This window comes from Pseudomonas sp. LW8 (assembly GCF_041956865.1).
Classification (GTDB): Bacteria; Pseudomonadota; Gammaproteobacteria; order Pseudomonadales; family Pseudomonadaceae; genus Aquipseudomonas; species Aquipseudomonas siliginis.
Genome location: NZ_CP168138.1, coordinates 2,838,179 through 2,850,251 on the forward strand (window position 1 = coordinate 2,838,179; position 12,073 = coordinate 2,850,251).

Genomic DNA, 12,073 nt, shown 5'->3' on the forward strand with positions numbered 1-12,073 from the left:
CATTTAGCTGAACCTTAGCTGAACAACTGTGATTCCTGTGGGAGCGAGCCTGCTCGCGAATGCGGTATGCCTGTGACATTTCTTTATCTGACACACCGCGTTCGCGAGCAGGCTCGCTCCCACATTGGCCCTGCGGTGAAATCAGCAGCTGGGTTAAGATGCCCACCACCCAAAAAACAATAAGGCTCATCTCGCTCCATGGCGGAAAAAGACACCATTGCCATTCAACTGGTGCGCGAAGCGCTGCTGCAGAGTTGTGCCCCGGACGCGGCGACGAATGAGGCGTTGAGCAAGGTCGGCATTGATCCGGCTTTGTTAGCGGCCGATGAGGGCAGGGTGCCGGCCTCGCAATACGCCAGACTCTGGCGCCTGCTGGCACGACGCGGTGATGACGAGTTCTTCGGCATGGACCCGCGCCCGCTCAAATCCGGCAGCCTGGCGTTTTTGTGTCGCAGCGCCATGGCGCAACCGACGCTGGCGGCGGCGCTGGATACTGGTCTGACGTTCCTGTCGCTGATGCTGGAAAAACTGCCGGCGCAACTGGTGCATCAGCAGAGCCTTGCGGAAATCGTCCTGCTCGAAGACGACGCCGAACCGCGCCGCGCCTTCACCTACTTTACTTACTGGATGATCGTGCACGGCGTCGCGTGCTGGCTGGCCGGGCGGCGGATTCCGATTCTGGCGATTGAACTGCGCTGCGCCGAACCGGATTTTACTGATGACTATCGGGTGATGTTCTCGGAGAACCTGCGGTTTGAGCGCCCACGTACGCGGATGATTTTTTCCGCCGATTGCCTCGATCTGCCGATCAAGCGCAGCGCCGAAGAACTCAAGCGCTTTCTGGCCCAGGCGCCGGCCAACATTCTGGTCAAGTACCGCGACCCCGACAGCCTGGCCAGCCGGATCAAACAGGATCTGCGACAGCTGCCCGCCGAGCAATGGCCGGAAACCGAGGCGCTGGCCCAGCAACTTTGTATGTCCGCGTCGACATTACGCCGGCGTCTGGCCGAGGAAGGGCAGACTTATCAGGGGCTGAAAGACAGCGTGCGCAAAGAGCTGGCAATCACTTGGCTGGCAGAGCCCTCGATCAGTTTCGTCGAGATTGCTGCACGGCTGGGCTTTGCTGATGCCAGTTCGTTCTACAAAGCGTTTCGCAAGTGGTCCGGGTCGAATCCGGGGCATTACCGCACACTGATCCTCAATGAGGTTGTCTGACCCGACGCCTTCGCGAGCAGGCTCGCTCCCACATTTTTGAAATGCGTTCCCCTGTAGGCGCTGCCGAAGGCTGCGATCTTTTGATCTTGTACTTGATGGTAAAAATCAAGATCAAAAGATCGCAGCCTCGTTGCACTCGTCAGCTCCTACAGGGCATGCGGCCGCAACCTCTTGGCCAAACCAGTCAACCACGTTGATAGCTTTGACCATTGCCCCAAGGCCCGCGCGGCGCGACTATCCCTGTGTTGTTTACGGTTCCCAGCCTAATAAAAACACCGAGGGATTCTGGCAATGCGCGATTACTTGTCTGCCACCGAACAGTTCAACTATCAGCACACCGTCGATGCGTCGCTCAGCGGCACGCTGGCGGCACTCAACGCCTGCGTTGAATGTTGCGACCGCCATGCCTTGCCCGGGCGCATTGCGTTGTTCTGGGAAGGTCGCGACGGCTCAAGTGCGACTTACACCTTCACTGATCTGCAAGACAAAGCCGCGCGTTTCGCCAATTTCCTCCTCGCCCAGGGCGTGCAGAAGGGCGATAAAGTCGCTGGCCTGCTGCCACGCAACGTCGAATTGCTCATCACCGTGCTCGCCACCTGGCGCATCGGCGCGGTGTATCAGCCGCTATTCACCGCATTCGGCCCCAAAGCCCTCGAACATCGCCTGAACAGCTCGGGGGCTAAAATCGTGGTCACCGATGCGTTCAATCGGCCCAAGCTCAGTGAAGTCAGCGCATGCCCGACCATCGTCACCGTGGCCGGCGCCAGAGGGCAGGGCATCGTTCGCGGTGATTTCAGTTTCTGGGCTGAGCTGGCCAACTATTCCGATGTCTGCGAGCCGGTATTGCTGACCGGTGAAGACCCGTTCCTGCTGATGTTCACCTCGGGCACCACAGGGCCGGCGAAAGCGCTGTCAGTGCCGCTCAAAGCCATCGTCGCCTTCCAGAGTTACACCCGCGATGCGGTGGACCTGCGCCCCGAAGACGCGTTCTGGAACGTCGCCGATCCGGGCTGGGCCTATGGCATCTATTTCGGCGTCACCGGGCCGTTGGCGCTGGGGCACCCGATTACCTTCTATGATGGCCCGTTCACCCTCGAAAGCACCTGCCGGGTGATCAACAAATACGGCATTACCAATCTCACCGGCTCGCCCACTGCCTATCGTTTGCTGATTGCCGGTGGCGATGAGTTCGCCAGATCGATCAAGGGCAAACTGCGCATCGTCAGCAGCGCCGGTGAGCCGCTGAACCCGGAAGTGATCCGCTGGTTCGCCGACAACCTCGACGTGGTCATCCACGACCATTACGGCCAGACCGAACTGGGCATGGTGCTGTGCAACCACCACGGCCTCGAGCACCCGGTGCATGTCGGCGCCGCTGGTTTCGCTTCGCCGGGCCATCGCATTGTCGTGCTCGATGAGCAGTACAACGAACTCGACGTCGGTCAGCCGGGCATCCTCGCCATCGACCGCCCGCAGTCGCCGATGTGCTGGTTCGGCGGCTACGAAGGTGCGCCGACCAAGGCCTTCGTCGGCAACTACTATCTAAGCGGCGACACCGTGGAGTGGAACCCGGACGGCAGCATCAGCTTCGTCGGCCGCAGTGATGATGTGATCACCACTTCGGGCTACCGCGTCGGCCCGTTCGACGTGGAAAGTGCGCTGATCGAACACCCGGCCGTGGTCGAGGCGGCGGTCGTCGGCAAACCCGACCCGGAACGCACCGAACTGGTCAAAGCCTTTGTCGTGCTGAGCGCGCAGTACCGCGCCGCGCCGGAGTTGGCGGAAGAACTGCGCCAACACGTACGCAAGCGTCTGGCCGCGCATTCGTACCCGCGTGAAATCGAATTTGTCAGCGAGCTGCCCAAAACCCCGAGTGGCAAATTGCAGCGCTTTATCTTGCGCAACCAGGAAATCGCCAAGGCTCAAGAGGCCGCGGCGCACAGAGTTTCAGCTTGAATCCAAGGAAACACCGTCATGCAGATCGAGAACAAGGTTTTTATCGTCACCGGTGGCGCGTCAGGCCTCGGTGCCGCCAGCGCTGAATTGCTGGTCAGTGCCGGCGCCAAAGTCATGCTGGTCGACATGAACGCTGAAGCCGTCGCCGCTCAGGCTCAGCGCCTGGGTGCGCAAAGCGTGGTTGCCGACATCAGCAATGAAGCCGCCGCCGAAGCCGCTGTGCAGGCGACCGTTGCCGCATTTGGCAGCCTCAACGGCCTGATCAACTGCGCCGGCATCGTTCGCGGCGAGAAAATTCTCGGCAAGAACGGCCCGCACGCCCTGAGCAGTTTTGCTCAAGTGATCAACGTCAACCTGATCGGCAGTTTCAACATGCTGCGCCTGGCTGCGGCGGCGATCGCCGAGAGCGAAGCCAATGCTGACGGCGAGCGTGGAGTGATCATCAACACCGCCTCGGTCGCAGCGTTCGACGGCCAGATTGGCCAGGCTGCGTACTCGGCTTCGAAAGGCGCGATCGCCAGCCTGACCCTGCCGGCCGCCCGCGAGCTGGCGCGCTTCGGCATCCGCGTGATGACCATCGCACCGGGCATTTTCGAAACGCCGATGATGGCCGGCATGACCCCGGAAGTGCGCGACTCGCTGGCCGCCGGCGTGCCATTCCCGCCGCGTCTGGGCAAGCCTGCCGAATACGCCGCGCTCGTGCGCCACATCATCGAAAACAGCATGCTCAACGGCGAGGTGATCCGTCTCGACGGCGCCTTGCGCATGGCCGCCAAGTAAGGAGGATTAGTCATGACTATGTCCAATGATCCGATTGTTATCGTCAGCGCTGTCCGCACACCGATGGGCGGTTTTCAGGGCGAGTTGAAAAGCCTCACCGCACCGCAACTCGGCGCGGCGGCGATCAAGGCTGCGGTCGAACGCGCCGGTGTCGCCAGCGACGCGGTTGATGAACTGCTGTTTGGGTGCGTACTGCCCGCCGGCCTCGGTCAGGCGCCGGCACGTCAGGCTGCGCTGGGCGCCGGGCTGGATAAATCGACGCGCTGCACCACGGTGAACAAGATGTGCGGCTCGGGCATGCAGTCCACCATCATGGCTCACGACATGCTGCTTGCCGGCAGTGCCGACGTGGTGATCGCCGGCGGTATGGAAAGCATGTCCAACTCGCCGTACCTGCTCGATCGTGCCCGCGCCGGCTATCGCATGGGCCATGGCCGCGTGCTCGATTCGATGTTCCTCGACGGCCTCGAAGACGCCTACGACAAGGGCCGCCTGATGGGCACCTTCGCTGAGGATTGCGCCGAGGCCAACGGCTTCAGCCGCGAGGCGCAGGACGCTTTCGCCATTACCTCGACCACCCGCGCACAACAGGCGATCCAGGACGGCAGCTTCAAGGACGAAATCGTCCCGCTGACTGTGACTGTCGGCAAAGAGCAGGTGGTGATCAGCAATGATGAACAGCCGCCAAAAGCCAAACTCGACAAAGTCGCCTCGCTGAAACCGGCGTTCCGCGAGGGCGGCACGGTCACCGCAGCCAACTCCAGCTCGATTTCCGACGGCGCGGCAGCGCTGGTGCTGATGCGCCAGTCCCACGCGCAGCAACTGGGCCTCAAGCCGCTGGCGGTGATCCATGGGCATGCTGCGTTCGCTGATACACCGGGCCTGTTTCCCACCGCGCCGATTGGCGCGATCAAGAAACTGGTGAACAAGACCGGTTGGGCGCTGGATCAGGTGGATCTGTTTGAAGTTAACGAGGCGTTTGCCGTGGTCGGCATGGCGGCGATGACGCACCTGGAGATTCCCCACGACAAGCTCAATGTGCACGGCGGCGCCTGCGCGCTGGGCCATCCGATCGGTGCGTCGGGAGCGAGGATTCTGGTGACGTTGCTCGCGGCGCTGCGGCAGAAACAACTCAAGCGCGGCATTGCAGCGATCTGCATTGGCGGCGGCGAAGCCACGGCCATGGCCGTGGAATGCGTTTACTGAAGGCATCGCCGATCAACTGTGGGAGCGAGCCTGCTCGCGAAGACGTCGTTTCAGCCGGCACATGCGTGACTGATACACCGCTTTCGCGAGCAGGCTCGCTCCCACAGGGTTCAATGTCGTACTCAGATTTCAAGGAATCACCATGATCCCCAACGAAGACCAGACCCAGATCCGCGACATGGCCCGGCAGTTTGCCGAGGAGCGGCTCAAGCCGTTCGCCGGCGAGTGGGATCGCGAGCACCGTTTCCCCAAGGAAGCCATCGCCGAGATGGCTGAGCTGGGCTTTTTCGGCATGCTCGTGCCGGAGCAGTGGGGCGGCTGTGACACAGGCTACCTCGCGTACGCCATGGCTTTGGAAGAAATCGCCGCAGGCGACGGTGCCTGCTCGACGATCATGAGCGTGCACAACTCGGTCGGCTGCGTGCCGATTCTCAAGTTCGGCAATGACGATCAGCGCGAGCGCTTCCTCAAACCGCTGGCCAGCGGCGCGATGCTCGGCGCCTTCGCGCTGACCGAACCGCAGGCCGGTTCCGATGCCAGCAGCCTGAAAACCCGCGCCCGCCTGGAAGGCGATCACTACGTGCTCAACGGTTGCAAACAGTTCATCACCTCCGGGCAGAACGCCGGCATCGTTATCGTGTTTGCCGTGACTGACCCGAGCGCCGGCAAGCGCGGGATCAGCGCCTTTATCGTGCCGACCGACTCCCCGGGCTACAAGGTCGCGCGGGTTGAAGACAAACTCGGCCAGCACGCGTCCGACACCTGCCAGATTCTTTTTGAAGATGTGAAAGTGCCGGTGGCCAATCGGCTGGGCGAGGAGGGCGAGGGCTACAAGATTGCCTTGGCCAACCTTGAAGGCGGCCGCGTCGGTATCGCCTCGCAAGCCGTCGGCATGGCCCGCGCCGCGTTCGAAGCCGCTCGTGATTACGCCCGCGAGCGTGACACCTTCGGCAAGCCGATCATCGAGCATCAGGCCGTGGCGTTCCGCCTGGCGGACATGGCCACGCAAATTGCCGTCGCCCGGCAAATGGTGCATTACGCCGCGGCCTTGCGTGACAGCGGCCAACCGGCGCTGGTCGAAGCGTCGATGGCCAAGCTGTTCGCCTCGGAAATGTCCGAGAAGGTCTGTTCCATGGCCTTGCAAACCCTCGGCGGTTACGGTTACCTCAACGACTTCCCGCTGGAACGCATCTACCGCGACGTGCGCGTCTGCCAGATCTACGAAGGCACCAGCGACATTCAGCGCATGGTCATTTCGCGCAATCTCTGACAAGGAATTTTATTCATGACTTACGAAACGATTCTGCTGGAAACCCGCGACCGCGTCGGCCTGATCACCCTCAACCGGCCGCAGGCGCTGAACGCGCTGAACGCGCAGCTGGTCAGCGAAGTGAACCACGCCCTCGATACGCTGGAAGCCGATGCGCACATTGGCTGCATCGTCCTCACCGGTTCGAAAAAAGCTTTCGCCGCCGGCGCCGACATCAAGGAAATGGCTGAGCTGACCTATCCGCAGATCTACATGGACGATCTGTTCAGCGACAGCGATCGCGTGGCCAACCGCCGCAAGCCGATTATCGCCGCGGTCAATGGTTTTGCCCTCGGCGGCGGTTGTGAACTGGCGCTGATGTGCGACTTCATCCTGGCGGGCGACAACGCCAGATTCGGCCAGCCGGAAATCAACCTCGGCGTGCTGCCGGGCATGGGCGGCACCCAGCGTCTGACCCGCGCCGTGGGCAAAGCCAAAGCCATGGAAATGTGCCTGAGCGGCCGCATGATCGACGCGGTCGAAGCCGAGCGCTGCGGCATCGTCGCGCGGATCGTGCCGAGCGATGAGCTGCTTGATGAGGCGCTGAAAGTCGCGGCGGTGATCGCCGGCAAGTCACTGCCGATTGCGATGATGATCAAGGAGAGCGTGAATCGGGCGTTCGAGGTCAACCTGAGCGAAGGCGTGCGTTTCGAGCGGCGGGTGTTTCATGCCGCGTTTGCGACGCAGGATCAGAAGGAAGGGATGGCGGCGTTTATTGCCAAGCGTGAGGCTGAATTCCAAGGCAAATAGTGTGTGAGCTTCAAAAGCCCCTCACCCTAGCCCTCTCCCCAGGGAGAGGGGACTGACCGCGTGATATGGGCGAATTACGCCGACCTGAAAGGTTGCCGCTGAATCCGTAACCGACCCGGTCGGCTCCCTCTCCCTGGGGAGAGGGGACTGACCGCGTGATATGGGCGAATTACGCCGACCTGAAAAGTTGCCGCTGAATCCGTAACCGACTCGGTCGGCTCCCTCTCCCTGGGGAGAGGGGACTGACCGCGTGATATGGGCGAATTACGCCGACCTGAAAGGTTGCCGCTGAATCCGTAACCGACTCGGTCGGCTCCCTCTCCCTGGGGAGAGGGCTGGGGTGAGGGGAAGGGCCAACGCCATTACAGCTGATAGTTCTTCAAATCCCGCGCAATCACCATCCGCTGTATCTCGCTCGACCCTTCATAGATCTGGGTAATCCGCGCGTCGCGGTAGTACTTCTCGACCGGGTAATCTTCCAGATAGCCATAGCCGCCATGAATCTGGATCGCCGACGAACAGACCTTCTCGGCCATTTCCGAAGCGAACAGCTTGGCCTGCGAAGCCTCGGACAAGCATGGTTTACCCGCCGTCCTCAGCCGCGCTGCATGCAGGATCAGCAACCGCGCGGCGTTGATCTGCATGTGCATGTCCGCGAGCAGATTGGCGATGCTCTGGTGCTCGATGATCGGCTTGTCGAATTGCACCCGGTCTTTCGAGTAGGCCAGCGCCGCTTCAAACGCTGCCCGGGCAATGCCCAATGCCTGCGCGGCGATGCCGATGCGTCCGCCCTCAAGGTTGGACAGGGCAATCGCCAGGCCCTTGCCACGCTCGCCGAGCAGATTGGCCTCGGGGATGCTGCAGTTGTTCAGCGTCACCGCGCAAGTGTCGGAAGCACGGATGCCCATCTTGTGTTCGGTGCGATCGACGATGAAACCCGGCGTGTCGGTCGGCACCAGAAACGCTGACAGGCCTTTCTTGCCCAAGTCCGGATCGGTTACCGCGAAGACGATCGCCAGTTTCGCCCGCTTGCCATTGCTGACAAATTGCTTGGCACCGTTGATCACCCATTGGCCGTCGCGCAGTTCGGCGCGGGTGCGCAGGTTGTGTGCTTCGGAGCCGGCCTGGGGTTCGGTCAGACAGAAGCAACCGATGGTCTGCCCACTGGCCAGATCGGCCAGCCAGGTCTGTTTCTGTTCGTCGCTGCCGTAGTTGAGCACCGGGCCGCAGCCCACCGAGTTGTGAATGCTCATGAACGCGCCGGTCGCGCCATCGCCGGCAGAGATTTCCTCAACCGCCAGCGCATAGGCAACGTAATCGACGTAGGTGCCGCCCCATTCCTCCGGCACAACCATGCCGAGCAAGCCCAGCTCACCCATCTTCGTCACCAGGGCGTCGTCGATCCAGCCAGCCTTTTCCCAGGCCTGGGCGTGGGGTGCGATTTCGCCACGGGCAAAATCCCGGGCCATGTCGCGGATCATCACTTGTTCTTCAGTCAGTTCGAGATCGTGCATGACTCAGCTCCCGCTCTCATCAAAACCATGGAAGAAGCTCGCAACCTGCGCAGCGTCCAGCTCAGCGACGGTTGGCGGGTTCCAGCGCGGTGACTTGTCCTTGTCGATCAGCAGGGCGCGCACGCCTTCGATCAGGTCGCCTCGGGCAAACCACTGGCGGTCCAGATGCAGCTCCAGCGCAAAGCAATTCTCCAGACTCAAATGTCTGCCGCGACGGAGCATTTCCAGGGTCACGGCCATGGCCAGCGGTGAGCGGGTTTCCAGCAGATCCGCCGTGCTGACCGCCCATTCATGGCTGTCGGCGACAGTGACGGCGCGCAATTGCTCGATCATGCTCGGCACGTCGGGCAGGGCAAAGAAATGGTCGATGGCCGGGCGCAACACTTGGAGGGGTGCATTGGGCAGAGTTTGCACGGCGTGCTTGGCCAGCAGGTTCTGCAGCGACTTGAGCGGCGTGTCCTGCCACTCCATCTGGTCGAGCTTGTCGTCGAGCAGCGCCAGTTTGCTGCTGTCCAGGTACCAGTCGGCGAGGCCGCAGTACAGCGCATCGGCGGCGCGAATCTGCACGCCGCTGACGCCCAGATAAATCCCCAGCTCACCGGGGATGCGCGGCAGGAAGTAACTGCCGCCGACATCAGGGAAATAACCGATGGCCACTTCCGGCATCGCCAGACGGCTCTTTTCGGTGACCACACGCAGATCGGCGCCTTGCACCAGGCCCATGCCACCGCCGAGGACGAAACCGTCCATCAGGGCCAGCACCGGTTTGCGGTAGTGATGAATGGTCAGGTCGAGGGCGTATTCCTCGACGAAGAAATCTTCGTGCAGCGTGTCGCCGCTCTTGTAGCTGTCGTACAGCGAACGAATATCGCCACCGGCGCAGAAGGCCTTTTCACCAGCGCCGCGCAATACCACGGCGTGCACATCGGCGTCAGACGCCCAGGCATCGAGCTGCTGTTGCAGCAGACGCACCATGTCCAGGGTGATTGCATTAAGGCCCGCTGGGCGGTTGAGGGTCAGGTGGCCGATATGATTGCGCACCTCGGCCAGCACGTCGTTTTGCATGGCATCCATGGACGGGGTCCGCCGGGATGAAGCCTGAGCTGTCATCAGTAACTCCCTGCTTTTATTGTCTTTATTCGAAAAGCCCGCGCGCGGGCGTTAGCGGATCGTAACAGTGCAAATTTGTCGTGTACAACGGGGATATGTGCAGGGGGAATCTGCGTTTTTCTCTTAGCGCCGCTGTCCGTGTAGGAGCTGACGAGTGCAACGAGGCTGCGATCTTTTGATCTTGTTTTTTGAAATCAACAGATCGCAGCCTCGTTGCACTCGTCAGCTCCTTGTATGTTCCCCACACACCAGCATGAATGAGATCTAAGCTCGCTGGTGCGACATACGAAGATGTGTTTCTGGGGGAGACCGATCGCTCCTTAAGGCAGGACTTGCTCCTGACCTTGTATGTAGAGAGGTCCCCCCGCCTCATTGCCCACCACGAAGAGTATCGAGAAGCCGACGAGTCGGACTTCGCATTACAAGGTTGCAGTGGCATGAAGTTCGAGGTCAGGGGAACCAGGAAGCATTTTTAACTCAGTTCTCTTGGAGTTGAAAGCATGAACATGCACGTCGGTTTGGATGTGGGATCTCGCACTACAGCGATGGGCTGGCGCAATGGCGGCCGTTTTGCAGGTCAGTGCAATATCGACCAGACACCGGCGGGGCGCAAAGCTGCTGTCGGCAAGTTACTTGAGCTCAAGCCTATATCTGTGGTGATGGAAGCCACCGGAATCTACTACCTGGACTTGGCCATGGAGCTCGCTGCGGCGGGTTTGCCAGTCTCGGTTATCAATCCGAAGAGTTTTCACAACTTTGCAAAGCTGATGCTGAAAAACAGCAAAACGGACGCAATCGATGCCCAGTTATTAGCTGAGTACGGCGAACGCATGAGCCCAAGGTTGTGGACGCCGCCCACTTCAATACAGCTTGAGCTACGCGCTATCGGTCGCCACATCAATCGTTTGACGGGTCATCGCACCCGCGCCAAAAACGAGCTGCATGCACTAAAAGCCACTCAAACAACTCTTCTGATGCTGATTGAAGACGAAGAAGAAGCCATCAACGCCTTTGACAAACGAATCGAGCGTTTCCGACTAGCGGGTCGTGCATTGATCGACAACTGCCCAACGTTGAGCGCCCAGTTCGCCCACATGATCGCCGCCCCTGGCATGGGTGAGATCTCAGTATTTGCGGCGCTGGCTGAACTGACGACCTTACCGGTAACGCTCAAGTCAGCGCAGGTCAGCCGCCATGCCGGACTCGATGTCCGACTCACGCAATCAGGCACCAGCATTGATAAACCCGGCCGGATAAGTAAGGGCGGCAATGCCTATTTGCGATCAGCGATGTACATGCCTGCGCTGACCGCCATACGTTGCGACCCGAACGTTAAAGCGTTTTACGAAGCCTTGGTGGCTCGAGGAAAGAGGAAGATGCAGGCTATCGTCGCAGTCATGCGCAAATACCTGACCGGACTATGGGCCTGCATGCGGGCAGGCGAAGACTTCAGTACAGCCAAGCTTTTTAGCGATAAACACACCCAAAAAGCTTGACCGTGAACAGAGTATCTACAAAGGGATCATCTGAACGTTTCGGTAATGCTGCGGCGCTTGGCGTGCAGTTCGCTGGCGTGAATCAGGCGTTCGAGGTCTTCGGGGGTGACGTCGATGAAGGCTTCCATGTCGGCCAGCGCCAGTTTCAGGTCTGCGGCGGTGATCGCCTGGCTATCGATCGGGACCACTGGCGGAGCCGGGTCAGCAGCGCGTTTCGGATAGCGGATGCGGGTCAGGTTGTTATAGGCCAGCGCGCTGGCGAGCATGCACAGGGCGCCGAGCATCACCGGCTCCATGGCTTTCCAGTCCATGGCGATGGTCGCAGGGTCGGCTAGCACCAGCGTCAACGCCAAGGCGCCGGCCGGTGGGTGCAGGCAACGCAGCCAGCACATCAGAATCACCGCCATGCCGGCAGCAAGGCAGGCGCTGCCCAGCGTACGGCCAAGAACATGGGCGACCAGCAAGGCGACCACGCCAGCACACAGGTAGCCGCCAAGAATCGACCATGGCTGGGCGAGGGCGCCCGAGGACACCGCGAACAGCAGCACCGCCGAAGCGCCGAGCGGGCCGACCAGGTGAAACGCAACGTCATGGCCGAACACCTGCGCGCACATCCACACGCTGAACAGCGTGCCCAGGGCCATGCCGATCGCGGCACGGCTCCATTCAGTAGGGCGGGTGTTGATGGCAGCGGGCAACCAGCGAGCGAGCATGTAGAACTGATCCTTTACAAAATC

At 61.0% G+C, this 12,073-nt stretch carries 10 protein-coding genes; 7 read left to right on the forward strand and 3 right to left on the reverse strand.

All coding sequences use genetic code 11. The annotated features are described in order from the left end of the window. Nucleotides 1-198: 198 nt before the first annotated feature. The 6 genes from AB9L16_RS12940 (at nt 199) to AB9L16_RS12965 (ending at nt 7,216) form a co-directional block, all read left to right on the forward strand. On the forward strand, nt 199-1,215 hold the full coding sequence (locus AB9L16_RS12940) for an AraC family transcriptional regulator (protein ID WP_375123701.1): 1,017 nt from the start codon (nt 199-201) through the stop codon (nt 1,213-1,215). A gap of 291 nt (nt 1,216-1,506) precedes the next feature. Then, the gene (locus AB9L16_RS12945) at nt 1,507-3,171 is read left to right on the forward strand and encodes an AMP-binding protein (RefSeq protein ID WP_375123702.1); all 1,665 of its coding nucleotides are present in this window, start codon (nt 1,507-1,509) and stop codon (nt 3,169-3,171) included. A gap of 18 nt (nt 3,172-3,189) precedes the next feature. Further along, on the forward strand, nt 3,190-3,951 hold the full coding sequence (locus tag AB9L16_RS12950) for an SDR family NAD(P)-dependent oxidoreductase (protein ID WP_041480381.1): 762 nt from the start codon (nt 3,190-3,192) through the stop codon (nt 3,949-3,951). 12 nt (nt 3,952-3,963) lie between these two features. After that, entirely contained in the window at nt 3,964-5,157 is a 1,194-nt protein-coding gene (locus AB9L16_RS12955) for an acetyl-CoA C-acyltransferase (protein WP_375123703.1), read from the forward strand. A 142-nt stretch (nt 5,158-5,299) separates the two neighbouring features. Continuing rightward, nucleotides 5,300-6,427: an acyl-CoA dehydrogenase gene (locus AB9L16_RS12960; protein WP_375123704.1), complete on the forward strand. Its 1,128-nt coding sequence runs from the start codon at nt 5,300-5,302 to the stop codon at nt 6,425-6,427. A 15-nt stretch (nt 6,428-6,442) separates the two neighbouring features. Then, the gene (locus AB9L16_RS12965) at nt 6,443-7,216 is read left to right on the forward strand and encodes an enoyl-CoA hydratase (RefSeq protein ID WP_375123705.1); all 774 of its coding nucleotides are present in this window, start codon (nt 6,443-6,445) and stop codon (nt 7,214-7,216) included. A gap of 362 nt (nt 7,217-7,578) precedes the next feature. On the opposite strand, the gene AB9L16_RS12970 is transcribed toward AB9L16_RS12965, so the two are convergent. Both AB9L16_RS12970 and AB9L16_RS12975 read right to left on the reverse strand, forming a co-directional pair. After that, nucleotides 7,579-8,730, reverse strand: coding sequence for an acyl-CoA dehydrogenase family protein (locus tag AB9L16_RS12970; protein ID WP_310215973.1), 1,152 nt, complete (start codon nt 8,728-8,730; stop codon nt 7,579-7,581). Nucleotides 8,731-8,733: 3 nt separating this feature from the next. After that, the gene (locus AB9L16_RS12975; protein WP_375123706.1) at nt 8,734-9,840 is read right to left on the reverse strand and encodes an enoyl-CoA hydratase/isomerase family protein; all 1,107 of its coding nucleotides are present in this window, start codon (nt 9,838-9,840) and stop codon (nt 8,734-8,736) included. Between the two features lie 500 nt (nt 9,841-10,340). Here AB9L16_RS12975 and AB9L16_RS12980 point away from each other — a divergent pair, with 500 nt between their 5' ends. After that, entirely contained in the window at nt 10,341-11,336 is a 996-nt protein-coding gene (locus tag AB9L16_RS12980) for an IS110 family transposase (RefSeq protein WP_150638880.1), read from the forward strand. Nucleotides 11,337-11,362: 26 nt separating this feature from the next. Here the strand turns inward: AB9L16_RS12980 and AB9L16_RS12985 are convergent, their stop codons facing one another. Continuing rightward, complete coding sequence (locus AB9L16_RS12985) at nt 11,363-12,049, reverse strand: HPP family protein (protein ID WP_375123707.1); 687 nt, start codon at nt 12,047-12,049, stop codon at nt 11,363-11,365. Nucleotides 12,050-12,073: the final 24 nt, after the last annotated feature.